Origin of the sequence: Cetobacterium somerae (assembly GCF_022430525.1) — a bacterium.
Classification (GTDB): Bacteria; Fusobacteriota; Fusobacteriia; order Fusobacteriales; family Fusobacteriaceae; genus Cetobacterium_A.
Genome location: NZ_CP092519.1, coordinates 632,605 through 657,501, shown reverse-complemented (window position 1 = coordinate 657,501; position 24,897 = coordinate 632,605). Strand labels below are relative to the sequence as shown.

The 24,897-nt window shown below is 28.5% G+C and carries 24 protein-coding genes and 1 other RNA gene; 13 read left to right on the top strand and 12 right to left on the bottom strand.

Translation table 11 applies throughout. The features are described from left to right. The first annotated feature begins 151 nt into the window (after positions 1–151). The 4 genes from MKD34_RS02910 to ffs all read left to right on the top strand — a co-directional run bounded on the left by MKD34_RS02910 (position 152) and on the right by ffs (position 4,032). Positions 152–1,741 (top strand): ClC family H(+)/Cl(-) exchange transporter, encoded by a 1,590-nt coding sequence (locus tag MKD34_RS02910; RefSeq protein WP_240219638.1) that lies wholly within the window; start codon positions 152–154, stop codon positions 1,739–1,741. A 78-nt stretch (positions 1,742–1,819) separates the two neighbouring features. Beyond that, positions 1,820–2,545 (top strand): 3-oxoacyl-[acyl-carrier-protein] reductase, encoded by a 726-nt coding sequence (fabG, locus tag MKD34_RS02905; RefSeq protein ID WP_023051817.1) that lies wholly within the window; start codon positions 1,820–1,822, stop codon positions 2,543–2,545. A gap of 63 nt (positions 2,546–2,608) precedes the next feature. Continuing rightward, positions 2,609–3,874: a hypothetical protein gene (locus MKD34_RS02900; protein WP_240219637.1), complete on the top strand. Its 1,266-nt coding sequence runs from the start codon at positions 2,609–2,611 to the stop codon at positions 3,872–3,874. A gap of 58 nt (positions 3,875–3,932) precedes the next feature. Then, positions 3,933–4,032: signal recognition particle sRNA small type (gene ffs, locus MKD34_RS02895), an RNA gene on the top strand. A 77-nt stretch (positions 4,033–4,109) separates the two neighbouring features. Here ffs and efp read toward each other — a convergent pair. The 3 genes from efp to MKD34_RS02880 are packed head-to-tail and all read right to left on the bottom strand — an operon-like array spanning position 4,110 to position 6,804. After that, positions 4,110–4,673 (bottom strand): elongation factor P, encoded by a 564-nt coding sequence (gene efp / locus MKD34_RS02890; protein ID WP_023051151.1) that lies wholly within the window; start codon positions 4,671–4,673, stop codon positions 4,110–4,112. An 11-nt stretch (positions 4,674–4,684) separates the two neighbouring features. After that, positions 4,685–5,848: an elongation factor P maturation arginine rhamnosyltransferase EarP gene (gene earP / locus MKD34_RS02885; RefSeq protein ID WP_240219636.1), complete on the bottom strand. Its 1,164-nt coding sequence runs from the start codon at positions 5,846–5,848 to the stop codon at positions 4,685–4,687. Then, positions 5,848–6,804 carry an NADH:flavin oxidoreductase gene (locus MKD34_RS02880; protein ID WP_240219635.1) on the bottom strand — a complete coding sequence of 319 codons (957 nt, stop codon included), beginning with the start codon at positions 6,802–6,804 and terminating at the stop codon, positions 5,848–5,850. The genes earP and MKD34_RS02880 overlap by 1 nt, the downstream gene beginning before the upstream one ends. Positions 6,805–6,969: 165 nt before the next feature. Here MKD34_RS02880 and MKD34_RS02875 point away from each other — a divergent pair, with 165 nt between their 5' ends. The 4 genes from MKD34_RS02875 to MKD34_RS02860 are packed head-to-tail and all read left to right on the top strand — an operon-like array spanning position 6,970 to position 10,514. Beyond that, entirely contained in the window at positions 6,970–8,592 is a 1,623-nt protein-coding gene (locus MKD34_RS02875) for an ABC-F family ATP-binding cassette domain-containing protein (protein ID WP_240219634.1), read from the top strand. A gap of 59 nt (positions 8,593–8,651) precedes the next feature. Continuing rightward, the gene (locus MKD34_RS02870) at positions 8,652–9,182 is read left to right on the top strand and encodes a chromate transporter (protein WP_023051155.1); all 531 of its coding nucleotides are present in this window, start codon (positions 8,652–8,654) and stop codon (positions 9,180–9,182) included. Beyond that, positions 9,179–9,715 (top strand): chromate transporter, encoded by a 537-nt coding sequence (locus MKD34_RS02865; RefSeq protein WP_240219633.1) that lies wholly within the window; start codon positions 9,179–9,181, stop codon positions 9,713–9,715. The genes MKD34_RS02870 and MKD34_RS02865 overlap by 4 nt, the downstream gene beginning before the upstream one ends. Before the next feature lie 31 nt (positions 9,716–9,746). Beyond that, complete coding sequence (locus MKD34_RS02860) at positions 9,747–10,514, top strand: sulfite exporter TauE/SafE family protein (protein WP_240219632.1); 768 nt, start codon at positions 9,747–9,749, stop codon at positions 10,512–10,514. A 38-nt stretch (positions 10,515–10,552) separates the two neighbouring features. Here MKD34_RS02860 and MKD34_RS02855 read toward each other — a convergent pair whose 3' ends face one another. The 8 genes from MKD34_RS02855 to MKD34_RS02820 form a co-directional block, all read right to left on the bottom strand. Next, positions 10,553–11,860: an ATP-dependent nuclease gene (locus MKD34_RS02855; RefSeq protein ID WP_240219631.1), complete on the bottom strand. Its 1,308-nt coding sequence runs from the start codon at positions 11,858–11,860 to the stop codon at positions 10,553–10,555. Positions 11,861–11,874: 14 nt separating this feature from the next. Next, complete coding sequence (locus tag MKD34_RS02850) at positions 11,875–12,330, bottom strand: DUF2147 domain-containing protein (RefSeq protein ID WP_240219630.1); 456 nt, start codon at positions 12,328–12,330, stop codon at positions 11,875–11,877. Between the two features lie 9 nt (positions 12,331–12,339). Next, positions 12,340–13,248, bottom strand: a complete 909-nt coding sequence (locus MKD34_RS02845) for a hypothetical protein (protein ID WP_240219629.1) — start codon at positions 13,246–13,248, stop codon at positions 12,340–12,342. A 115-nt stretch (positions 13,249–13,363) separates the two neighbouring features. Next, positions 13,364–14,872 carry a glutamate--tRNA ligase gene (gene gltX / locus MKD34_RS02840; protein ID WP_185891787.1) on the bottom strand — a complete coding sequence of 503 codons (1,509 nt, stop codon included), beginning with the start codon at positions 14,870–14,872 and terminating at the stop codon, positions 13,364–13,366. Between the two features lie 73 nt (positions 14,873–14,945). Further along, positions 14,946–16,050 (bottom strand): peptide chain release factor 2 gene (gene prfB, locus MKD34_RS02835; protein ID WP_185891789.1). Its coding sequence is split into 2 segments (ribosomal slippage): positions 14,946–15,977 and positions 15,979–16,050, totalling 1,104 coding nucleotides; the frame shifts between segments, so codons are not numbered across the junction. A 19-nt stretch (positions 16,051–16,069) separates the two neighbouring features. Next, entirely contained in the window at positions 16,070–16,489 is a 420-nt protein-coding gene (locus tag MKD34_RS02830; RefSeq protein ID WP_240219628.1) for an NAD(P)H-dependent oxidoreductase subunit E, read from the bottom strand. Beyond that, the gene (gene acpS / locus MKD34_RS02825; protein WP_240220050.1) at positions 16,486–16,860 is read right to left on the bottom strand and encodes a holo-ACP synthase; all 375 of its coding nucleotides are present in this window, start codon (positions 16,858–16,860) and stop codon (positions 16,486–16,488) included. Before acpS ends, MKD34_RS02830 begins: the two co-directional genes overlap by 4 nt. Before the next feature lie 9 nt (positions 16,861–16,869). Then, positions 16,870–17,628 (bottom strand): TatD family hydrolase, encoded by a 759-nt coding sequence (locus tag MKD34_RS02820; protein ID WP_240219627.1) that lies wholly within the window; start codon positions 17,626–17,628, stop codon positions 16,870–16,872. A gap of 193 nt (positions 17,629–17,821) precedes the next feature. Here MKD34_RS02820 and MKD34_RS02815 point away from each other — a divergent pair, with 193 nt between their 5' ends. Genes MKD34_RS02815 through MKD34_RS02795 form a run of 5 tightly spaced genes read left to right on the top strand, consistent with a single transcriptional unit; the run spans position 17,822 to position 24,465 of the window. Continuing rightward, a complete protein-coding gene (locus MKD34_RS02815; RefSeq protein ID WP_023051166.1) occupies positions 17,822–19,429 on the top strand; it encodes a putative manganese-dependent inorganic diphosphatase in 1,608 nt (535 codons plus the stop codon). A gap of 6 nt (positions 19,430–19,435) precedes the next feature. Next, on the top strand, positions 19,436–21,142 hold the full coding sequence (locus MKD34_RS02810) for a YgiQ family radical SAM protein (RefSeq protein ID WP_240219626.1): 1,707 nt from the start codon (positions 19,436–19,438) through the stop codon (positions 21,140–21,142). 2 nt (positions 21,143–21,144) lie between these two features. Then, complete coding sequence (der, locus tag MKD34_RS02805; RefSeq protein WP_023051168.1) at positions 21,145–22,464, top strand: ribosome biogenesis GTPase Der; 1,320 nt, start codon at positions 21,145–21,147, stop codon at positions 22,462–22,464. Between the two features lie 11 nt (positions 22,465–22,475). Continuing rightward, on the top strand, positions 22,476–23,132 hold the full coding sequence (locus tag MKD34_RS02800) for a response regulator transcription factor (protein ID WP_023051169.1): 657 nt from the start codon (positions 22,476–22,478) through the stop codon (positions 23,130–23,132). After that, complete coding sequence (locus tag MKD34_RS02795) at positions 23,113–24,465, top strand: HAMP domain-containing sensor histidine kinase (protein WP_240219625.1); 1,353 nt, start codon at positions 23,113–23,115, stop codon at positions 24,463–24,465. The genes MKD34_RS02800 and MKD34_RS02795 overlap by 20 nt, the downstream gene beginning before the upstream one ends. A 23-nt stretch (positions 24,466–24,488) precedes the next feature. Here the strand turns inward: MKD34_RS02795 and MKD34_RS02790 are convergent, their stop codons facing one another. Further along, positions 24,489–24,896, bottom strand: coding sequence for a F0F1 ATP synthase subunit epsilon (locus tag MKD34_RS02790; protein ID WP_023051171.1), 408 nt, complete (start codon positions 24,894–24,896; stop codon positions 24,489–24,491). Position 24,897: the final 1 nt, after the last annotated feature.

The window sequence follows — 24,897 nt, the reverse complement described above, 5'->3', positions numbered from 1 at the left end:
ACCTCATTAGTATAACGTTCTATTACATTATATTCTACCCTATCCTTTCATTTAACGCAACCCCCTTCACTTTTGTTTGATTCTACTTTACTTTTTATAGGTTTTATGTTAATATTCCCAAGTAGTACAATATGTCATCAAGGAGATTTTTATGAGCAGAAAAAGAGAAATCAAAAATCATGTTGAACTTCTCCAAAAAGGAAATAGAGGTCTGTATGGTCTCTCTCTTCTTGTAGGTGTTATTACTGGAGTTATCGTATCTATCTATAGGTATGGTTTAGGAGTTGCCGGTAATCTCAGAGAACACTATATTAGTAGGGAATTTCTTACAAATCCCTCTAAACTTCTTTTAATATGGGGAATTTTTATCGTTATAGGTCTTTTTGTAGATTATTTATCTAGAAAATTTCCTACAACAGGTGGAAGTGGTATTCCACAAGTTAAAGCTTTAATTTTAAGAAAACTAGATTATATCTTTTGGATAAAAGAACTTTTAGTTAAATTCTTTGGTGGTTTGCTTGGTATTGGAGCTGGTTTATCTTTAGGTAGAGAAGGACCTTCAGTACAATTAGGATCGTATATTGGATATGGATTTACTAAAATTTTCAAAAGAAATTATACTGATGAAAAATATCTTGTAACAGCTGGTTCAAGTGCTGGTTTAGCTGGAGCCTTTGGCGCACCATTAGCTGGAGTTGTTTTTAGTATGGAAGAACTTCACCGTTTCTTTTCTTCTAAACTTATTATCTGTACATTCCTAGCTAGCATTTGTTCTAATTTCGTAGCTAGAAGAATATTTGGAATGGATCCATCTTTTAATTTAAATGTTAAATACCCTACAGATGTTAATCCTTATTTTCAATTTTTATTTTTTATAGTTTTTGGGATTGTTATTGCATTTTTTGGAAAACTTTTTACTGTTTCTTTGGTTAAAACACAAGATATTTTCAAAGATATCAAACTTCCAAGATCTATTAAAATATCATCTGTTATGACGTTATCATTTATTATATGTTTTATTATGCCAGATATAACTGGTGGTGGACATCATTTAGTTGAAGAGTTGCCTCACCTTAATCAAACAATACTATTTCTTTTATTAGTTTTTGTTGTTAAGCTATTGTTTACAACAATATCGTATGCAACTGGATTTCAAGGTGGTATATTTTTACCAATGCTTGTTTTAGGTGCTATTCTTGGAAAAATCTATGCACTAACGCTTATAACAACTTTTAATCTTCATAGTGATTTTGTTATTCACTATATGATTTTGGGAATGGCTGGATTTTTTGTTGCTGTTGTTAGAGCTCCTATAACCGGAGTTATTCTAATTTTAGAAATGACTGGTAGCTTTGATCATCTTTTAGCAATTGCAACAGTTTCTATTGTAGCATACTATATTACAGATATTCTAAAATTAGAACCTATTTATGAAATCTTATACGATAGAATGCCTAAGAAAAAAATTGAGGATGATTTAGAAGAAGATCGTCACGAGCATCACGAAAAAACTCTAATTTGCATTCCTGTTTCTGCAGAATCTGAATTTGATGAGAAATTAATAAGAGATGTTACTTGGCCTAAAAATACTCTTGTTGTTGCCATCAGAAGAGGAGAAACTGAATATATTCCTAAAGGGAGTAGTAAAATTCTTGCTGGTGATGTTTTAGTTCTTTTACTTCCAGAAAAACAAGCTGATAAATTAAACGAAACTCTATTCAAAATGGGAACATCTCACTAATTTTTTCAGGAAATTATTGACATTTTTTTAAAATGATTATACTATTAAATGACACATGTATTTTATAGGAGGATCTATATGAATAGAATAGAAGGAAAAATTGCTTTAGTTACTGGAAGTGCTAGAGGAATTGGAAGAACTATAGTTGAGAAGTTAGCTTCTGAAGGTGCTGAATTAGTTATATCGTGTGATATGGGTGAAGCTACTTTTGAACAAACTAATGTTAGACATGAAATTTTAAATGTAACTGATAGAGATGCTATTAAAGAATTAGTAAAAAAAATAAAAGATGAATTTGGTAGAATCGATATTCTTGTTAACAATGCAGGTATTACTAAAGATGCACCATTTGTAAGAATGAGTGAAGATGCTTGGGATGCTGTAATTAACGTTAACTTAAAAGGAGTTTTCAATATGACTCAAGCTGTTGCTCCTTTAATGACTAAAAATAAAAAGGGCTCAATTGTTACTATATCATCTGTTGTAGGTTTATATGGGAACATTGGTCAAGCTAACTACGCTGCTACTAAAGGTGGAGTTATCGCAATGACTAAAACATGGGCTAAAGAATTAGCTAGAAAAGGTGCTCAAGTTAGAGCTAACTGTGTTGCTCCTGGATTTATCTCTACTCCAATGACTGATGTTTTACCAGAAGATGTTATCAATGGAATGCTTGAGAGAACAGCTTTAGGAAAATTAGGAATGCCTGAAGATATTGCTAATACTGTATTATTTTTAGCAAGTGATGAGTCTTCATACATTACTGGACAAACAATTGAAGTTAGTGGTGGATTAGCACTATAATCAAAAAAAATTATTTAAAGGCAGGAAATTTATTTCTTGCCTTTAATATTTTAGGAGGATTTTATGAAAAACAAAATGCTAGTTATTATATCTAGTATTTTAATATTTTTAATTATTCTTTTTTTTGGAAAAAATATATATTTTAAAAATATTATCACAAAACAACTTTCAACTTCTTTTAAACAAGAAGTAACTATTAAAAAAGCTAATTTTAGTTTTTTTAATAACTCTTTTGAATTAAAAAACTTATCTTTAATTGAATATAATATTTCAATTGAAAAAATTGAATGTAAAATGGACTTCAAAAATTTTTTAAAATCTAAAAATAACTTTACTATTAATAATTTAACTCTTAATGGAATTAGCTTTAATAATAACTTGATATCTTCATCCCTTACCAATACAAATAATTCAAATGAAAAAACTACTGAATTTCTTAAAGAAATTGACAATAAAATACAGTTTGACAAAAATTTATCTAAATTTTTTAGCTCTAGTTTTAATAAAGATAATTTTTCTAAAACTCTGTCTAATAATTTAATAAATTTTTTAATTCAAAATACTGATTATATTGATGTAATTATACAAAAAGAGTTCAACATTGAACTTAAAGAACAAATTAATAATTTTTCTAAAAAAACAAAGGATTTTTTATTAAAAATAAAAAGTCATAGTAATTTAGAAAAAAATACAAATATTTTTATCGAAAATATATCTTTTTCTGGAAAAATATCAAAAATAGATTTTAATGGTTCTTTTAAAGATTTTAATACTGATTTATCTAAAAATATCTCTTTACCTTTGAATATATCCTTAGCACATGAAAATGGAAGCGGTAAAGTTTATGGAGATATTAATACACATACTTTAGTTGGTAATATTTATATTAGTCTTTCTAATTTTAATGTTGATTCTTTCTATAAAGTAAATAACTATATTTCAAATGGTACTTTATCTAGTGAACAATTAATATCTATTTCTGGAGAAAATCTTAAAATTGATGGTACAACTACTATTGATAAGATTAAATTAAATAAAGACTTTATTTTAAACTCTCCTAAATTAGATGATATTAAAAAAAATATTCTTGAAGAGCTTATAAAATTAACCGAAAATAACTATCATACTTTATCTATCACTAATCATTTTTCTAATAATACAGATATTGTTACAATCAAAACTTCAATTCCAAATGAAGTTAAGAGAACTTTAATAAATAATCGAGAACTTTTTAGTGTTTTTTTAGAAAATCAATTAAAAAATAAATATGAAAATAATCTTAAAGAAAAAAAGAATAGAATCAAAAATTTTTTTAAAAATATTTTCTAATTTTTTTACTTGTATTTTTATTTATTTAATGATATAATTACATATGTCACAAGTGTGGTGGCAGGAGCCTTATGGCGTATTATTATCGAACCGTGTCAGATCTGGAAGGAAGCAGCACTAAGGTATTTAATACGGGTATAAGATTACTCTTGTTATCCCTTGTGGCATTTTTTTTTTGAATATTTTTCTATTAAATAAAAAAAGGTTGAAGATATAATCTTCAACCTAATTTTTATTACTTTTTAATTCTCTCTACATATTCGTTAGATCTTGTATCAATCTTGATCCACTCATCTTGCTCAACGAATAAAGGTACTTGAATTTCGAATCCAGTATTTATTTTAGCTGGTTTCATTACTTTTCCAGAAGTATCTCCTCTTAATCCAGGCTCAGTATAAGTTACTTGTCTCTCAACGAAAGTTGGTAACTCAACAGCAACTGGAGTTGATTCGTAATAAACTACCTCTAATTCCATTCCTTCTTCTAAATAGTTTAAAGCGTCTCCTAAATCCTCATCTTTTAACTCGATTTGATCCCAAGTCTCAGGATTTGAGAATACATAGAAATCTCCATCGTTATATGAGTAAACAGCTTTAACTTTATCAAGTCTGATATCGTCCATTTTATCATCAGCTTTATATATAGCATCTGATATATTTCCGTTTAATAAGTTTTTCATTTTGTACTTCATTACAGCAGCGTTTCTTCCTGATTTGTTATACTCTGCTTTTAAAATTACGTAAGGATCGTTTCCAATCTTTACTGTACTTCCAGCTCTTAATTCTTGAGCAGTTTTCATAATTGAACCTCCTAATATTTTAAAATAAATTCATTTAATTTATCTATAAGATTACATTTTAATTCAATGTACTCTGAGTAGCTTTGAGAAAGTTTTGAAATATTTTCAAACTCTTTAAAAAAATCATCAAATTTTTCATTTCCCAACTCTAAAGAGTTACTATCTCTTAAATTATAATCTCTTAATAGCTTTGTGTGAATATCTAATCCTTTATTTAATTCTAAACTTTTTAAAGTTTCATCATATCTTTTTATAAAACCATCAATCTTATCCATATGAGCCATTTCATCTTGTAAATATATGTGCCATACAAAGGGTTTTCCCGTTAGTAAAGCTCTTACAAAAGAATCCTCTCCTCTAACAAAATTATAATCTGCTAAATTTATCAATTCTTCATATTCCTCTTGTTCTAAAAATGGCATAAATTTAATTAGAATGTTTTTATATTTATAAATTCCTTCATTTGAATAAGTGAAATTTAAATTTTCAATTATCTTATTTATACTCATTTGAGATTTTTCACCAAGTATTAATAAGCAATTTTGCTTACCATTTTCTAACAAGACATCTATTAATGGTAAAAAGTTTTTTTCATAACTAAATATCGTTCCCAAAAAATAACTTTCATCTATTTCGGGTATATATTTCTCTAAATAAAACTTTTTATTTTCTAAAACACTTTTTTTTCTATTTAAAAACAACTTATCTACTATTACTCCACCACTTTTTTCTGTAAATCCTGGCATAAAGAAAAATTTCTTTAATTTTTCAGCTCCAAGAGGTGACTCCATAAGGTGTATCCCTTCTATCCAATCTTCCCCAGACAAATACTCCAGATTTATTAATAGCGATGATTCTAGTTTAGCTTTTTCCAAATACGTCTCTAAAATGTTACATCCAAAGGCCTCTATTATAACATTTGCAGGAGAAAATGTACATATATTTTTAGCTAAATATTCATTTGTCATATAAATAATTCCATCTATCTCTTGATAGTCTGTATCTTTCGCTTTTTTATTCATATTCACAAATTCATTTACTCTATTTAAAATAACTCTTATTTTAACATTATCATTATAAAAAGTTTTTAACTCTTTTGCAAGTCTATACACTACTCCAATGTCTCCAAAATTATCGATAATTTCACAAAATATATCTAAACTTTTTATAATCATTACTTCACCATTTTTCCTGTTCTTTTATAATACTCTTTTTTAGCAAACTCTACCCAATTAGGTCTTGCTATCATTCCTCTACCTATTGCTACAAGATCTAACATTCCATTTTCTATCAACGTACTTGCTTGTTCTTCACTTTTAATATTTCTTACACCTATTACAGGAATATTAACATGCTTTTTTATTTCAACTCCTAAATAAATCACCCAATCAAATGGAAAATTTTTAGGAATATCTATTTTTACTTCTTGTTTTTTTTCTGGATTTGGAACACCTGAAGATACGTGGATTAAATCAACTCCTATATTTTCTAAATATTTTGCTATTGCTATTCCATCTTCTAATTCAGGCTCATTTCCTCCCATTCTATAGCCTAATATAAAGTTATCATCAAATAACTCCTTTGTTCTTTCAACTAAAGTTTTTGTAAAATACATTCTTTTTTCAAAAGATCCTCCATATTTATCATCTCTGATATTCCACAATCTAGAGTTTAATTGAGATATCAAGTATGTGTGAGCTCCATGTATTTCAACTCCATCGAATCCTGCTTTTTTTGCTCTTTTAAACGCTTCTACGAATTGGTCTAAAATTTTATCTAAAACTTCTTCTGAAACTCTTGCCACTTCATCTTTAAATCCTGCGTGATGAATTTGAATTAGCATTGGAACATCATATTTTTTACCAATATTAGCTACTTTTGACAATCCTTCAATAAAAGAATCATCCCATATTCCTATTTGGTTATCTCTTAATTTTCCATCTTCTGCTACACAACTGGCTTCAACAATAATTAATCCTGTACCACCTTCTGCAACATCTTTATACCACTCTAAAAGACCCTCCGTTACATACCCATCTTTTCCTACCATAGAAAATCTTACTAGAGGTGGTAAAACAACTCTGTTTTTTAACCTCTTATTTTTTATATCTAAAGGAGTAAATAAATTCACTCTTTTTCCTCTCTTTCTTACACAAATTTTATAGAATATTCTAACATAATTTAAAAAAAAAGAAAATATATTATATTTCCTATTCTTAAAATTCATGATATAATATTTGAGATATGTGTTCAAAATTTAAATTTATATTATAAATATTTAGGAGGAAGTTTTTAAATGATAGCAACTAGTAATCTAAGTATGAGATTTTCTGGTAGAAAGCTTTTCGAGGATGTAAACGTTAAATTTACTCCTGGAAACTGTTATGGACTTATTGGAGCTAACGGTGCTGGAAAATCAACATTTGTAAAAATACTTTCAGGGGATTTAGATCCTACTGAGGGAGAAGTAATCTTTGATAAAAATAAAAGAATGGCTGTTCTTAAACAGGATCACTTTGCTCATGAAGATGAGTCAGTTATAAACGTTGTTTTAATGGGACATACTAAGCTTTGGAAAATAATTGAAGAGAGAAATGAAATTTATGCTAAAACTGAATTTTCTGATGAAGATGGTATGAGAGCTGCTGAACTTGAAGGAGAGTTTGCTGAGTTAAATGGATGGGAAGCTGAAACTGAAGCTGAGATGCTTTTAACAGGTCTTGGAATAACAGCTGACTTACACTATAAATTAATGAGAGAGTTAAGCGAACCTGATAAAGTTAAAGTTTTACTAGCTCAAGCTTTATTTGGAAATCCTGATGTTCTATTACTTGACGAGCCTACAAACGGACTTGATATTCAAGCTATAGCTTGGCTTGAGGAGTTCTTAATGAATTTAGAAGATACTACTGTTATTGTTGTATCTCACGATAGACACTTCTTAAATAAAGTTTGTACTCACATAGCTGATATCGACTATGGAAAAGTTAAAATGTATGTTGGAAACTATGACTTCTGGTATGAGTCTAACCAATTAATGCAAACATTAATAAATAATAAGAATAAAAAATTAGATCAAAAGAGACAGGAACTTCAAGAGTTCATTGCTAGATTCAGTGCTAACGCATCTAAATCAAAGCAAGCAACATCTAGAAAGAAACAACTTGAGAAATTACAACTTGAAGATATGCAAATATCTAATAGAAAATATCCATTTGTTGAATTCAAACCTGAAAGAGACGCTGGAAACAATCTTCTTAAAGTTGAAAATCTTACAAAAGTTATCGATGGAGTTAAGATCTTAGATAACGTATCATTTACAATAAATACAAATGATAAAGTTGTATTCATTTCTCAAAATGATATTGTTAAAACAACTTTATTCTCTATATTATCTGGTGAAATGGAAGCAGATAGTGGAACTTATACATGGGGAGTTACAACTACTCAAGCATATATGCCTAAAGATAACTCTGCATTCTTTGAGAACTGCGATTTAGATTTAATTGATTGGTTAAGACAATATTCTCCTGATCAACACGATGCTTTTGTTAGAGGATTCTTAGGAAGAATGTTATTCTCTGGAGAAGAAGCTACTAAAAAAGCTAAAGTTCTTTCTGGAGGAGAAAAAGTTAGATGTATGTTATCAAGAATGATGCTTACTAATGCAAATGTTTTAATCTTTGATAACCCTACTGACCACTTAGACCTTGAGTCAATTACGTCTCTTAACAAGGCTTTAACTAATTTTAAAGGAACTATATTATTTGGAGCTCATGACCATGAGTTTATCCAAACTGTAGCTAACAGAATAATCGAAATAACTCCAAGTGGAATTATTGATAAGTTAATGGAATATGACGATTATATAGCTGATGAAGAGTTACAAGCTAAAATTAAAGACATGTACAATGTATAATTAACAAATATAAAAAGCAGAGGTCTTCCTCTGCTTTTATTTCAATTAAGGGGGTTTTTATGTTAGAACTTTTTCTTACTTTTTTTAAGATTGGAATGTTTACCTTCGGAGGTGGATACGCCATGATTCCACTTATAGAGAGAGAAATGATTTATGGAAAAAAATGGATTGATAAAGATGAGCTTCTTGAAATAATCTCTATTTCACAAATGACACCTGGTCCTATTGCTATTAATGCAGCTACTTTTATTGGAAAAAAACGTATGGGTGTTTTAGGTTCTATTGCTGCTACTTTAGGAGTTGTTGGTCCTTCTCTTTTAGTTATTATTATAATTTCTGCATTTTTTGCCAAAAGTTTTCTAAATCCTGTAATGCAAAAACTATTTATTGGTCTAAGAGCAGGAATTGCTGCACTTATTTTATCTTCTGTTATTAAACTTTCTAAAAATACTTTAGTTGATAAATTAAGTTATTCTATATTTTTTATATCTCTGTTAAGTTTAGTTCTGTTTAATGTATCACCTATATTCTTAATTCTATTTTTTGGAATTGGTTGCATTATATTTTTCACTATTAAGGGGGACAGATGATATACTTTACACTTTTTTATGAATTTTTTAAAATAGGACTTTTCTCTTTTGGTGGTGGGTTGGCAATGCTTCCTCTTATGCAAGATGTAGTTTTTAGACAAAATTGGTTAACAGAACAACAATTTTTAGATATTATTGCAATATCTCAAGTTACACCTGGTCCTATCGCTATTAATACAGCAACTTTTGTTGGACATCAGGTTGCTGGAATTCCTGGAGCTTTTGTAGCTACCTTTAGTTCTGCCTTGCCCTCTTTTATAGTTATCCTCATTGTAGCTAGCATTTTTTATAAAATAAAAGATAATCCTAAAAAAGACTTATTCTTTAGAGGCGTGAAACCTGTTACTCTAGCTCTTATATCTTTTGCTGGAATAATTATTGCTAAACCAACTTTTTTTGTAAATGATTACTCTCAAGGAATCAAGGCAACTTTTATTTTTCTTATTGTTTTTTTAGGAACTAAATATATTTCTAAAATCAATCCTATAATTATTTTACTACTGACATCTTTACTTGGTATTTTCATTTTTTAAATATATTCACTTTAACATCTTAGGAGGTCTCATGTTTTTTATTTATTTTATAACTGCTATTTGTGCTACAACTTTAGGATCTTTAGCTGGACTTGGTGGGGGAGTAATTATTAAGCCTGTTCTTGATGCTTTAGGAGACTATAATCTTTCTACAGTAGGAGTTCTATCTTCTGTTACAGTTTTTTCCATGGCACTTGTAGCTACTATTAAACAATTTAAATCTGGATTTAAAGCTGACTTTAATACAATTATTTTAGCTATCGGATCTATTCTGGGAGGGGGTATTGGAAAAAAATCTTTTGATATTTTTTTAACTCTTTTTAAAAATGAAAGTTTTGGAAAAGGAATTCAAGCTTTAATTTTAATAGTACTTTTAAGTTTAGTTTTGCTTAAAGACTATCTTCCAAAATATAAAATTAAAAATATTTTTATTATATTTTTAGTTGGACTTTCTCTCGGTGGAATAGCTTCATTTCTTGGCATTGGAGGCGGACCAATTAATGTAGCTATTTTAATTATGTTATTTTCTTTTCCTACTAGAAATGCTGCTATTAGCTCTGTATTTATAATTTTATTATCTCAATTTTCAAAGCTGTTTTTAATCTCTATTGGAACAGGATTTTCTATTTATAATTTAGAAATGTTACCTTTAATGGTTATAGGTGGTATTCTTGGAGGACTTATTGGAGCAAAACTTAATCATCGATTATCAAATGAATATATTGAAAAGATATTCAATATTTCTATTATCCTTATAATTTTATTAAATATTTTCAATGTTTATAAAGCTTTTAATTGATATTTTATAAAAAAGATAGAGTTTTTTAATCTCTATCTTTATTTATATATTCTTTTTATTTTTTCTTCTAATTTCAAAGGAATTTTGTATTCATCTTCACTTATCTTTTGGAGAGTATAGTATGGTTTATTTTTATAATTTTTTCTTTCTCTTTCTTCTTGATAAACCTCTTCCTCAATATCATTTTCAAACTCTATATAATCACCTATATATTTATTTATAAGTCCTTTTATTTTTTTATTTTTCATATTAGAATTTTCTATTTCAGTCTCATTTCTCCACTTGTGATTATCCTTATCATAAACTGCAACATATGGTATCTTATATGCATTTAAAATTTTTATAAATTGCGGAATAATACTTTTACTTCCACATTCTACTATTGAATAATTATAATTATAAATCCCTAGTTTTTTAGCTAAGTAAGATAGTGCTATTTTATCTGTTTGTCCTTCAACTAATATTACTTTTTTGGCAAAAAACATCTCTCCCCTATCCGGGTTTATCCAATAATTCATATTAAAATTTTTTATTTCATCACCATTTAAAAGTTTTCCAGTATATTGATAAACTTTTATGTCATTTTTTATTTTTTTTATTAGACAAATTGATTTATACTGCTTCAATCCAACAAAATAACTTGAGTGAGTTTCCATAACTATTTGGACTCCAATCTCTGATAATTTAATTAACAAAGAATACATCTCTCTACTTCTTTGAGGACTTAAATGTAATTCAGGTTCTTCAAATATTAAAAAAAGATTCTCCAATCTTCCATTTAAATTATTTCTATAGTATTCAATATCATCCAAGATATTTTTAAAAAAACTAAATAATACTTTCCTTTGTAAGCTTTGAGATAAAAAATTATCTTTTAAATATTGAATTTTACTTTCTAGTTCTTTTACTATTTTACTCTCATTATTTTCCAAAATAAAAATATCTCTTATTTGGCATAACGCATTATAGACTCCTACATCTTTAGATGTAATTATTATTCCATTTATTGTGAAAAGTTTATTTTTAACCTCATCAAATCTCAATTCTTTTTCTTTTCCATGATTTAAAATAAAATATTTGCTCTCTTCTCCTAATCTCTTTAATAATTTAAAAGTACAAAAACCTGAAGTTTTTTCAAAATATTTTATTTTTATCTCTATTTCCATATTTTCATTTTTAAAATCACTATTTTGAATCTCATATTTTCCTAAGATAGCTGAAAGACTTTTTAAAATACTAGTTTTACCTTTATTGGATTCACCAATTAATATTAATAATTTTTCAAACTCAATATTCAAATAGGTAATATTCTGCCAATTCTTTATGCTTAATCTTTTTATCTCCATTTTTTCACCTACTTTTATTTTGGTAGTTGTACTCTTTTAACTTTCATAGAATAACCTAAAACTCCCCAAGGATCAATTGATCCTTTTAAACTTAATGTATTATCATCAATAACTTTAGCTGAACCATAATACTTTTTTCCATTCCAAGAATCATATATCCACCCATCTACTAATGAAGTTCCTTGTTTATTTAATTTTAAACCTCCAACAACTTGTAAATCCATAATTTTTCTATTTCTTAAACTTGAATTAGGATTTTTTCTATCTATCTGTTCAATCCCTTCCATAGGGTCACCTGCTGGATAAGTTAAATCTTTTAACCATCTTACATATCCTACATACTCTTTGTTTACTTTTTCAATCTGAATTATTACTTTTCCATCTGGCATCTCCCAATATCCAATATACGGATCTTTAGAAAAAAGCTGACTAACTATGACTAAAAATAAGATTATAAAATATTTTTTCATCCTTCCTCCTTAATCTAAAATAGATACATATTCTTTTAAACCTCTTAATTCGAAAAGTTTCTTCAAGACTTTTTTAGCTTCCTTCTTATTAATTGGAAACTCATTATCTTCTAAAATTTTAAACCCATTATACGCATTTTCTGATACTTTTTTTAGATACTCTTCTCTTACGACTTCTTCACCTTTCTCACTATAAAGTAATGCTGATTTTAAAAGATTTATTTTTCCACTTTCTTCATCTTCTTCTATGTCAAAAAAATCATCTAAAGCTTGTAAAGCCATCCCTATTTCAAATATTCCGTTTGAATACTCTTTTAATTTTATATTCTCTTCAATTGCTAAAGGTGCTTCTAAACTTATCTTCAATAACTCTCCACCTATTCCACTATGAATTTTTTCCAAAATATATTTCTCAGTTGGATATTCTAGATATTGAGCTTTATCTCTTAAACTTTCACTCAAGGCAATAAGATATATTTTGTCAAATATTTTCTTCACCGCTAAATCTTTTCCTTCATTTAATTCTAAACATTCTTTTGTTAAAAAATTTTGGCAGGTCAACATTATTAAACTATTTGATACTGTTTTATTTTTTAAATTTTTTATAAATATTAACCCCTTATTCTCATTATCTATAATATTATCAGTCGAGGTCACTATCTGTCTTAAATACGTTATTATTTTACTATAACTAACAATATGCTTTTTTGAAACTTTACTCTCTAAAAGAATTGATATTATTAATAGTGTAAAAAAATTCTTTTTAAATGACTCTTTAAAATTTATATTTTTAAAATCTATTTCTAACTCTTTTGTAAACTTAAAATTTTTCAAATCATTTTCAATCTCATTTTGTGCTTTTCCTAAAATTTTAAAGGCATTCATTAATAGTTTGCCAAGTAAAATATGATTTTTCATAATGCCCTCCTATACTTCCAGTATTTCCAAATAATTATATTAGTAATTACTTTCTATTTGGATTTTTCTTTTATTTTTTGCTAAAAAAAGTGGAGTTAAAAAACTCCACTATTCATTAAATGTTATATAATTTTTTCATTCTCTCTATTCTTGCTAAAGTTCTATCTCTACCAATAATAGAAACTAGGTTATAAAGATCTGCTCCTTTTGGAAGTCCAGTTAATACTGCTCTTAAAGGCATATATACCTTTCCTGGTCCCTCTCCAACTTCGTCTAAAGTTTCTTTTAATAATTCTTTAGCTCTATCAATAGAAATAGCCTCATCACATGCCGCTATTTTCTCTTGGAATAGGTTTATTGATTTCTTTCCAGTTTCATCTTGAATAACTGTATAAAGTCTTTCAATTCCTTTTACTTCTTTTTTATCTGTCTCTTCAGTTACAACTGGTAAAGTATACTCATCTTTAAAATAAACTTCTGATTGATCTACAATTTCCTTTATAGTTTGAGCTCCCTCTCTTAAGATATCAACTACTCTAGATAAAGTATCAAACTCTTTCTCTGTTAACTCTTCACCAATTAATCCTGCATTTCTAAAGAATGGAACAGCTAATTCTGTTAACTCTTTTAAATCTTTCATTCTCATATGTTGATTATTTACCCAACCTAATTTAACTAAGTCAAATACAGGTCCTCCTAAAGATACTTTGTCTATATCAAAGTTATCTTTAAACTCTTGAAGTGTAAAGATCTCTTTATTTTCTCCAAATGAATATCCCATTAATCCTAAGAAGTTTACGATACCCTCTTTTAGATACCCTTCTTCTCTATACCAGTTTAGTGATACTGGATTTTTTCTCTTAGATATCTTTGTTCTATCAGAGTTTCTAAGAAGTGGCATATGTATAAATTCTGGCTCTTGCCATCCAAACGCTTTATATAATTGAATATGTTTTGGTGTAGATGCAATCCACTCTTCAGCTCTAATTACATGAGTAATATTCATTAAGTAATCATCTACAACGTTTGCTAAGTGATAAGTTGGGAACCCATCTCCTTTTAATAAAACTTGATCATCTATTTTATTATTTTCAAAAACGATATCTCCTCTTAGTCTATCTTTTATTATTGTTTCTCCCTCATAAGGCATTTTAAGTCTGATTACATACTCTTCACCAGCTGCTAACTTAGCCTCAATTTCCTCTTTAGAAAGAGATCTACAATGACCATCATATCCAGGAGCTTTTCCCATAGCTTTTTGTCTTTCTCTTAACTTTTCTAATCTATCTTGAGTACAGAAGCAGTAATATGCTTCACCTTTTTCAACTAATTTATGTGCGTACTCTCCATATAAGTGGAATCTCTCAGACTGTCTATAAGGTCCTACTGGTCCTCCTACATCTGGACCTTCTGCATAATCTAATCCTAGCCATTTTAAAGCATCGAATATCATTTGCTCTGATCCCTCTGTGTATCTATTTTGGTCAGTATCCTCTATTCTTAATATAAAGTCTCCACCATTTTTATAAGCAAAAGCTAAGTTGAATAACGCAATGTAAGCTGTTCCTACGTGTGGATCTCCTGTTGGAGAAGGCGCGATTCTTGTTCTTACTCTTCTTTCCATTATAATCTCTCCCTTTTTTGTAATTTGTACCCTATATTATAATCCATATAGATAATAATTTCAAGATTACTTACTAGTTTTTATTTTTTGACCATCTCAGATATCCATTTATAAAGTCGTCAATGTCTCCATCCATAACAGCTCTTATGTTTCCTGACTCTACTCCTGTTCTATGATCTTTCACCATTGTATAAGGTTGGAATACATACGATCTAATTTGATTTCCCCAACCTATATCACTTTGTTCTCCTTGAATTTTTTTCAATTCTTCCTCTTTTTTCTTCATCTCAAGCTCTAAAAGTTTTGATTTTAAAAGTTTCATAGCTGTCTCTCTATTACTTAACTGAGATCTTTCCCTTTGACAAGTTACAACTACTCCCGTTGGAATATGAGTTATTCTAACTGCTGAGTCAGTCATATTTACGTGCTGACCTCCAGCTCCTGAAGCTCTATATGTGTCTATTCTTAAATCTCCTGAATCTATTGTTATCTCCACTGTATCATCAACTTCTGGCATTATATCAACAGATGCAAATGATGTATGTCTTTTTTTGTTAGCATCAAAAGGTGATATTCTTACAAGTCTATGAACTCCCTTTTCTCCTTTTAAATACCCATATGCTCTTGTTCCTTCAACTAGAAGAGTGATTGATTTTATTCCAACAGAATCTCCTGCCATATAATCCATCTCTGTAACTTTAAATCCTCTAGTATTAAACCATCTCATATACATTCTATAAAGCATATCAGCCCAGTCACAAGCCTCTGTTCCTCCTGCTCCTGAGTGAATTGTAACTATAGCGTTATTGCTATCATATTCTCCATCTAAAAGCATCTTAGTATCAAAGTTATCAATCATATGCATAAGTTTATTATGCTTTTCCTCTAACTCATCAGCAAAATCTTCTTCTCCCATAGAAACAAAGTCTATTAAAACTTCCTCATCAAAAAACATATTTTCTATAGATTCAAACTCTTTTACAATATCTTTTTCTTCGTTCATCTCTTTTATTATTTTTCCACTAGTAAGTTTATCATTCCAAAACCCATCCTCTAGTGTTTTTTTCTCTAAAGTGGCAATCTTTTCTCTTCTACCATCTAAGTCAAAGAGACCCCCTTATAGCATCTATTTGATTTTTAAACTGGTTATATTCTCTTTTTAATTCCAAAATATCCATTAAAAACTCCTCCTAATATTTACTTTAAATTTAATAATAACTTTTCTAATTCTTCTAATGTTTTATACGAATAATACTCTTCATTAATCTTTAGAGCTCTTCCCTTTCCACATCGTCCTAAACAGTGCCTCTCCTCTATTGGAAAATCAACTTCTGATTTTAATTCTGCTAGTTTTTCTTTTAAACCAGGTTGAATACAATTTCTTCCTGTACAAATTTGAACATAATTTTTAGTTCTTGCCTTTTGTAACTTAGGATAAAATTTTATTGTACTTTCTAATGAAAATGGAAAAATATCCATTTTTTTAGCTATATAATTCAAAACTTCATCTGGTAAATATCCTAACTCATCTACAACAAAAGATAAAACCTTATAATCGTTTTTTTTATCTTCTAAATTCTCTATATAATTATCTAATTCTTGATAAAACTCTTTCATTTTACCTCTCTTTCCATTATTATTGCAACAGCTGTTGCATACTCTTTACAATGAGATATTGATATCTCTACTATAAATCTATCGTTTTTATTTTCTAAATTCCCTTTTAAAGTTACCTCAGGTTTTCCTAAAGAGTTATTTAAAATCTCTATATCCACAAGATTAAACCCTCTTACTCCAGTTCCTAAAGCTTTAGATATAGCTTCTTTAGCCGAAAACCTTCCTGCATAACTTTCTGCTTTATCTCCTTTTTCCTGTATTTGGGCTATCTCCTTTGATGTAAAGACTCTCTCTTTAAAACCATTTTTTTCAATAGCTTTTGATATTCTTTCTATTTCTACAATATCATTTCCTATTCCTATAAATTTCATAGCCATATTCTAACCTATTCTATATAACTTCTTAGCATTTTCTGTAGTTACTTTTGTAATATCTTCAACGCTAATCTCTTTTATTTCAGCTATTTTCTTTGCTACATATTCAACATAAATAGGTTCATTTCTTTTTCCTCTAAAAGGTTCTGGAGTTAAATATGGACAATCAGTTTCAATAACTATTCTATCTAAAGGAATATCTTTTACAACTTCAACTGCTTTTTTGCTATTTTTAAAAGTTAAAGTTCCACCAATTCCTAAGTAAAATCTATCAATCAATTGCTTTGCTGTTTCTAAAGATCCTGGATAACAATGAATAACTCCTGTTATGTTTGGATACTCTTTTAAAATATTAACAGTATCTTCCATAGCATCTCTTGTATGGATAACAACCGGTTTATTTAATCTTTCTGCAAGCTCTAGTTGTCTTTTAAATCTTTCTTGTTGAACCTCTTTAGGTTCTGTCATCCAATGATAATCTAATCCTATTTCACCAATAGCTACAACCTTTGGATTCTTTCCTAAGATTTCAAGTTCTTTTTCAACCTCTTCGCTATACTCAGCTATATCAATTGGATGAACTCCTATTACAGCATATATAAAATCATATTCTTTGGCTAACTCTAAGCTTTTTTTAGAACTAGCTAAGTCATATCCTATATTTACACAAAACTCTAAATTTTCTTTTATTCTTTCTATTACTTCTAATCTATCTTCATCGAATTTTTCATTATCTAAATGACAATGTGTATCCACTAATTTCATAACTTCACCTCTTTTGAATTTTCAAAAAACTTTTAATATATTTTATCACAATAACAGTATATTTTCCAGATTCTACTACACTCTATTTAATATTTATGTTTTTTTATAAGAAAAGTAAAGATTTTGTTGTTCTATTTTCAAAAAAATGATAAAATAATAAATAGACTTATAAAGAAAAAGGAGAGTATTTTACATGGAACCAATTTTAATTTTTGGACACAGAAATCCAGATACAGATTCAATCTGCTCAGCTATTTCATTAGCTAGACTAAAAGAATTAAAAGGAGAGTCTGCTCAAGCTTGTAGATTAGGGAACATTAGTAAGGAAACTGAATTTGTTTTAAAAAGCTTTAATATAGATGCACCAAAACTACTTTCAACAGTAAGTGCTCAAATATCAGATTTAACTCGTGTTGAAAAGAAAACTATTAATCATAAAGATTCATTAAAAAGAGCTTTAGAGATAATGACAGAAGAAAACTTCTCTAGCTTACCTGTTGTTAATAGTAAGAATCACCTAAGAGGAATGATTCATGTTTCAGATATTGCTAATGCTTACTTAAACATTGATTATTCTGAATTGTTTTCTAAATACTACACAACTTACGAAAATTTAAAAGATGTTTTAGAAGGAGAAGTTATCAGTGGAGAATATCCTTCTGGTAAAATAGAAGCTAGCTTAAAAGGTGTAAGTGAGTATAGAAACATCGCAGCTGGTGATATCGTTATTACTACAACACTACTTGACTCTATCGATGATTTAATCGATTTAGGTGTTAATATGATTATTCTTTGTTGTGATAAAGATGATGTTATTTTACCTAGAGATTCTAAAACTCCTATTTTAAGAGTTAATAAATCTTTATTTAAAACAATACCATTAATATCTCAATCAGTTTCAATTTTATCAATAATGAATCATGAAAAATTCTATTCATTCTCTACAGATGATTATTTAATTGATATTAAAGATATTATGAAGGAATCTACACAAACAAACTTCCCAGTTGTTGATAAAAATGGAGAAGTTTATGGTACTATAAGAACAAAAAACTTAATCAACTTTACTAGAAAAAATGTTGTTTTAGTTGATCATAATGAAGCTGCTCAATCAGTTGCTGGTTTAAAGGATGCTAAAATAATTCAAGTTGTTGATCATCACAAGTTCGGAAACTTTGAAACAAACGAACCTGTTAAAATAAATGCTGAAACTGTTGGATGTACTTGTACAATTATTTACGGTTTATATAAAGAAGCTGGTATTGTACCACCAAAAGAGATTGCTGGTTTAATGTTAAGTGCTATTTTATCTGATACACTACTATTTAAATCACCTACTTGTACAGAAAAAGATATCCAAGTTGTAAAAGAACTAGCTGCTATATCTGGTATAGAAAACTACGAGGCTTTTGGTATGGATATGCTTATTGCTGGTACGTCTCTTTCTGATAAAACTCCTGAAGAGATTTTAACTATGGATCAAAAAGAGTTTTCTATGAATGGTGTAAAGTTAGCTATTTCTCAAGTTAATACTGTTGACGTTAAAGGTGTATTAGATCAACAAGCTTCTCTTGAAAAAGCAATGGCTGAAACAAATGCTAAAAATGATTATCAATTATCTGTATTAGTTATTACAGATATCGTTAAAGCTGGATCTATGCTACTTGTTGTTGGTGAGCCAACGCTTGTTGAAAGAGGATTCCATACAACTTTAACTAATAATACAGCATGGGTTGATGGTGTTGTATCTAGAAAGAAACAAGTTGTTCCTTTCTTAATGGCTGCTTCTCAAGGAGTGTGATTTTAAATGTTTCTACCTACTACAATGGAAGAGGTTAAAAAATTAGGTTGGGACTCTTTAGATATAATACTTGTATCTGGAGATACCTATTTAGATACTTCTTATAATGGTACTGCTATTATCGGTAAATGGTTAGTTAAGCATGGTTTTAAAGTAGGAGTAATCGCTCAACCAGATATTAATTCTGATAAAGACATAACTAGATTAGGAACTCCCAATTTATATTGGGCAGTTTCTGCTGGTTGTGTAGATTCAATGGTTGCTAACTATACTGCTGTAAAAAAAAGAAGAAAAAGTGACGATTTTACTCCAGGTGGAATTAATAATAAAAGACCTGATAGAGCTACTATTCAGTATACAAATCTAATTCGTCGTTTCTTTAAAAATAGTCCTGTTCCCATTGTATTGGGGGGAATAGAGGCTAGTCTTAGAAGAGTAGTTCATTATGATTACTGGAGTAACTCGTTAAGACGTCCTATTATTTTTGATGCTAAAGCTGATATTCTTTCATACGGTATGGGAGAGAAGTCTATGCTTGAATTGGCCAATGCATTAAAAAATAAAACAGACTGGAAAAATATTAGAGGTATAGGTTACATTTCTAAAGAACCTAAAGAAGGATATTTAGCTCTTCCAAGTTTTGAAGAATGTGTTGAAAAAAAAGAAAACTTTGTAAAAGCTTTCGAACTTTTCTATCATAATTGTGATCCTATAACTGCTAAGGGAATTTATCAAAAAAATGCTGATAGATACTTCATTCAAAATCCTCCTTGTGAAAATTTCACTTCTCAAGAGATGGACGATATTTATGGGTTAGATTTTGAAAGAGATGTCCATCCTTATTATAAAAAAGATGGACATGTTAAAGCATTAGACACTATAAAACACTCTGTTACTACACATAGAGGGTGTTATGGAGAATGTAATTTCTGTGCAATTGCTGTTCATCAAGGAAGAACAGTTATTTCTAGAAGTGAAGACTCTATCGTTAAAGAGGTTACAAATATAGCTAATTCAAAAGGATTTAAAGGAAATATATCGGATGTAGGTGGTCCTACAGCTAATATGTATGGTCTTGAATGTACTAAGAAATTAAATCATGGAGCTTGTTCTCACAAAAGATGTCTTTATCCTGAAACTTGCCCTGCTTTAAAACTTGATCATTCTAGACAAATTTCTCTTTTGAAAAAGTTAAAATCAATAGATAAAATTAAAAAAATATTTATTGCATCTGGAATTAGATATGATATGATTTTAGATGATAACAAATCTGGTGATAGATATCTTGAAGAACTTATCAAAGACCATATTTCAGGGCAGATGAAAATTGCTCCTGAGCATACAGAGGATAAAATTCTTTCTCTTATGGGAAAACAAGGGAAAAGCATCTTAAAAGAGTTTAAAAATCGTTTTTATGAGTTAAATAAAAAACATGATAAAAAACAGTTTTTAACTTATTATTTAATTGCTGCTCACCCTGGGTGTAACGAAAAAGATATGTTAGATTTAAAAAGATTCGCATCCTCTGAACTAAAAATAAGTCCAGAGCAGGTACAAATTTTTACTCCTACTCCATCAACTTATTCTACACTTATGTATTATACTGAAATGAATCCACTTAACAATAAAAAAATATTTGTTGAAAAGGATAACGGTAAAAAGCAAAAACAAAAAGATATTATCACTCAAACAAATAAAACTAGGAGGTATTAAAATTGAAACCTATTGTTGCAATCGTTGGAAGACCAAATGTTGGAAAATCGACACTATTTAATAAATTGGTTGGAGATAGAGTAGCTATCGTTGATGACCAACCAGGAGTTACAAGAGATAGACTATATAGAGAAACTGAGTGGGCTGGAAAAGAGTTTGTTCTAGTTGATACTGGAGGACTTGAGCCTAGAAATAATGATTTTATGATGACTAAAATAAAACAGCAAGCTGAAGTTGCTATGAATGAAGCTGACGTTATTTTATTCGTTGTAGATGGAAAAAATGGTTTAAATCCATTAGATGAAGAGGTTGCTTACCTTTTAAGAAAAAAGAAAAAACCTGTTATCCTTTGTGTTAATAAAATTGATAATTTCCAAGCTCAACAAGACGATGTTTATGATTTCTGGGGATTAGGATTTGAGCATTTAATTCCTATTTCAGGAGAGCACAAAGTAAACCTTGGAGATATGTTAGATTTAGTAGTAGATATTATTGATCAAACAGTTGAAGAGTATGAAGAGGAAGAAGGTCTTAAATTAGCTATTATTGGTAGACCAAATGCTGGAAAGTCATCTCTTGTTAATAGATTATCAGGAGAAGAAAGAACTATTGTTAGTAATATAGCTGGTACTACTAGAGATGCTATTGATACGGCTATTGAATTTGATGGTAACAGATATATCCTTATAGATACTGCTGGTATCAGAAGAAAATCTAAAGTTGAGGAAAGTTTAGAGTATTATTCTGTTTTAAGAGCTATCAAAACTATAAAAAGAGCTGATGTATGTATTTGGATGATTGATGGAAGTGAAGGATTAACTGAGCAAGATAAGAGAATTGCTGGTATTGCTTATGAAGAGAAAAAACCAATTATCATAGTTATAAATAAATGGGATACTATTCCAGATAAGAAAAATGACACAATGAAAAAGATGAGAGAAGAGCTTTATGCTGAGTTACCATTCTTATCTTATGCACCAATCGAATTCGTATCAGCTTTAACAGGGCAAAGAACAACTAAGTTATTAGAGCATGCAGAAGCTGTATTTGCTGAATACAACAAGAGAATTTCAACTGGATTATTAAATACTGTTATCAGTGATGCTATTATCATGAATAATCCACCTACAAGAAAAGGTAGAGTAGTTAAAATAAATTATGCTACACAAATCTCTACTGCACCACCTAGATTTGTTCTTTTCTGTAACTACCCTGAGTTAGTTCACTTCTCATATGGTAGATATATCGAAAATAAATTAAGAGAGTCTTTTGGATTTGAAGGTACTCCTATTGACGTTATTTTTGAACACAAAAATAGCTAAGGATTTTAATTATGAAGAAAGTTCTTATTGTTGAAGATGAAAAATCTCTTGCTACAGTTATTTCAGATTCTTTAAAAAATGAGGGATTTGAAACTGTTATAACTCACAGAGGTGATGAAGCAATTGATTGTTTTTATAAAGAAAAACCTGATCTTATATTATTAGATATAAATCTTCCTGGTATGAACGGATGGGAGATTTGTAAAAAGTTGAAGGCATTATCTCAAGTACCTATAATTATGGTTACTGCTAGAGATAGTGAATTTGATGAAATTAAAGGACTTGAATTAGGAGCTGATGACTATATCACAAAGCCATTTACTCCTAAGCTTCTCATTATTAAGTTAAAAAAATTATTTAAACTTAGTAATGACACATTTTTTAAAATTGGAGATATCACTTTTGATTTCAATACATTTAAACTTGATACTCCTGAAGAAAGTAATATTCTTCCTCGAAGAGAGGCACAACTTTTAGAATTTTTTTTAAGAAATCAAAATATAATTTTTTCTCGTGAAACTTTACTTAATGAAGTTTGGGGATTTGAATTTTTTGGTGATGAAAGAGCAGTAGATACTATTGTAAAACGGTTAAGAAAAAAACTTGGAAGTTGTGATAATTATATTAAAAGTGTAAGAGGAGTTGGTTATGTCTTTAAAACAGATTAATTTCCCAATAAAACTTAACTTCTTTAAAAAACTATTCCTATTAACAATAGGGATAGTTTTTTTAACTATAATTACCAGTTTTATTTTCAACTCTTTTTTCTTGGATAAATTTTATATTTATAGGAAAAAACAAAGTATTATTGAAATTAGAAATAATATTATCAAACTAATTGATGATAGAGATAAACTTGATAATTATATATATTTTGCAGAGGATAATTTTGGAGTTAAGATTGATTTAAACTTTATGCAGAATAATCGTTCACATATGAATAATAATAAAAAGATTTATAACTCTTTAAAATTAAATGAATCTATATTTAAAATAGGTGAGGTTGATGGTACATCTGGAGTTATGTTCATTCGTTACTATGAAAAATTAAATAGTGGCTACATGTTAAGTATTAGAAGTTCTATGGCTGTTATTGCAAAACATATTCATGATATTTTTATATTTAATCTTTTTACTGCTTTTTTCTCTTTATTTGTAAGTGGTATTCTTGTATCTATATTTTCTAAAAAAATAAACAGAAATATCATGTATTTAAAAAATAGTGCTAAAAAAATTGCGAAATTAGAATATCCTGATAACATAAAATTGTCTAGTGGTGATGAACTTGAAGAACTTGCTCAAAGTTTAAATGAAATGTCTAAAGAACTATCTTTTGCTATTGAAAATTTAAAACTTTTTGTTTCTAATGCATCTCATGAGCTAAAGACACCTATTTCTGTCCTTTGTTTATACTCTCAAGCATTAGCTAGGGATAACGTTCCTAGTGAACGAAAAAAAGAGTATTATAAAACTATGCTTGAAAAATCTTTAGAGATGAGAGCTTTAACAGAAAGTTTATTAACTCTTTCTAAAATAAACTCTCCAGATTATAAATTAACAACGCAACAAATAGATTTAGAAAATATGATTAAAACTTCATTAGAGCAATTTGATTATATTGAATTTGAAAAAAATATTAATGTTATTACTAACTTTTCAAATATAAAAATAAACGGTGATTATAATTTATTAAAAATTGCTATAAATAATTTAGTTCAAAATATGTTAAAATATGCTCCCGATGAATCTGATGTAGAAATATTTTTAGAAAGTAATATTCTTATTTTTAAGAATATTATCACTACTGAAGTCAATAAAAAAACTACTGATTTATTTGAACCTTTCCAAAGAGGAGAAAATGCTTTAGATAAAAATACCGAGGGAAGTGGCCTTGGATTGTCTTTAGTTAAAAAAATTCTAGAGCTACATCGATTTAACTTTGATTTGAAAATTGAAAATAATTATTTTATATTTAAAATCTTAATAAAAAACCCCGATTAGAAATTCTAATCGGGGTTCATTTTTTATAACATTTTTTCTGCTAATTTAACTTTAGTTAATGCTTGAGTTAATGTCTTTTGAACATTAGCGATATCAATATCCTCAGCTATTTTTTCTAATTTTTCTTTAGCAATTTGAGCTTCTTTTCTTGCAGCTTCTAAATCTATATCTTTAACATCCATAGCTTCATCTGCTAAAATTGTTACAACATTATCAGAGATTTCTACAAATCCACCTGAAACATAGTAAAACTTTTCTTGCCCATTATTTCTAACTTTCATCTCTCCAGTAGCTAATCCAGCAACAAAAGGTGAGTGATTAGGTAATATACCCATATCTCCCTCTGTTGTTCTTAGCATAACAAAGTTTACCTCTTCAGATAATATCTTTGATAATGGAGTTACTAGCTCTAGCTTAAAAGAGTTTGCCATA

Excerpts from the sequence above, each read along its gene's own strand:
- MKD34_RS02870 (WP_023051155.1), top strand. The coding sequence starts at position 8,652 with ATGTTAGAACTTTTTCTTACTTTTTTTAAGATTGGAATGTTTACCTTC.
- gltX (WP_185891787.1), bottom strand. The coding sequence starts at position 14,872 with ATGGAAAGAAGAGTAAGAACAAGAATCGCGCCTTCTCCAACAGGAGAT.
- MKD34_RS02790 (WP_023051171.1), bottom strand. The coding sequence starts at position 24,896 with ATGGCAAACTCTTTTAAGCTAGAGCTAGTAACTCCATTATCAAAGATA.
- MKD34_RS02850 (WP_240219630.1), bottom strand. The coding sequence starts at position 12,330 with ATGAAAAAATATTTTATAATCTTATTTTTAGTCATAGTTAGTCAGCTT.
- MKD34_RS02865 (WP_240219633.1), top strand. The coding sequence starts at position 9,179 with ATGATATACTTTACACTTTTTTATGAATTTTTTAAAATAGGACTTTTC.
- MKD34_RS02900 (WP_240219637.1), top strand. The coding sequence starts at position 2,609 with ATGAAAAACAAAATGCTAGTTATTATATCTAGTATTTTAATATTTTTA.
- earP (WP_240219636.1), bottom strand. The coding sequence starts at position 5,848 with ATGATTATAAAAAGTTTAGATATATTTTGTGAAATTATCGATAATTTT.
- MKD34_RS02795 (WP_240219625.1), top strand. The coding sequence starts at position 23,113 with ATGTCTTTAAAACAGATTAATTTCCCAATAAAACTTAACTTCTTTAAA.
- MKD34_RS02910 (WP_240219638.1), top strand. The coding sequence starts at position 152 with ATGAGCAGAAAAAGAGAAATCAAAAATCATGTTGAACTTCTCCAAAAA.
- efp (WP_023051151.1), bottom strand. The coding sequence starts at position 4,673 with ATGAAAACTGCTCAAGAATTAAGAGCTGGAAGTACAGTAAAGATTGGA.
- MKD34_RS02800 (WP_023051169.1), top strand. The coding sequence starts at position 22,476 with ATGAAGAAAGTTCTTATTGTTGAAGATGAAAAATCTCTTGCTACAGTT.
- MKD34_RS02855 (WP_240219631.1), bottom strand. The coding sequence starts at position 11,860 with ATGGAGATAAAAAGATTAAGCATAAAGAATTGGCAGAATATTACCTAT.
- acpS (WP_240220050.1), bottom strand. The coding sequence starts at position 16,860 with ATGAAATTTATAGGAATAGGAAATGATATTGTAGAAATAGAAAGAATA.
- MKD34_RS02830 (WP_240219628.1), bottom strand. The coding sequence starts at position 16,489 with ATGAAAGAGTTTTATCAAGAATTAGATAATTATATAGAGAATTTAGAA.
- fabG (WP_023051817.1), top strand. The coding sequence starts at position 1,820 with ATGAATAGAATAGAAGGAAAAATTGCTTTAGTTACTGGAAGTGCTAGA.
- MKD34_RS02860 (WP_240219632.1), top strand. The coding sequence starts at position 9,747 with ATGTTTTTTATTTATTTTATAACTGCTATTTGTGCTACAACTTTAGGA.
- MKD34_RS02845 (WP_240219629.1), bottom strand. The coding sequence starts at position 13,248 with ATGAAAAATCATATTTTACTTGGCAAACTATTAATGAATGCCTTTAAA.
- MKD34_RS02875 (WP_240219634.1), top strand. The coding sequence starts at position 6,970 with ATGATAGCAACTAGTAATCTAAGTATGAGATTTTCTGGTAGAAAGCTT.
- MKD34_RS02820 (WP_240219627.1), bottom strand. The coding sequence starts at position 17,628 with ATGAAATTAGTGGATACACATTGTCATTTAGATAATGAAAAATTCGAT.
- MKD34_RS02810 (WP_240219626.1), top strand. The coding sequence starts at position 19,436 with ATGTTTCTACCTACTACAATGGAAGAGGTTAAAAAATTAGGTTGGGAC.
- MKD34_RS02815 (WP_023051166.1), top strand. The coding sequence starts at position 17,822 with ATGGAACCAATTTTAATTTTTGGACACAGAAATCCAGATACAGATTCA.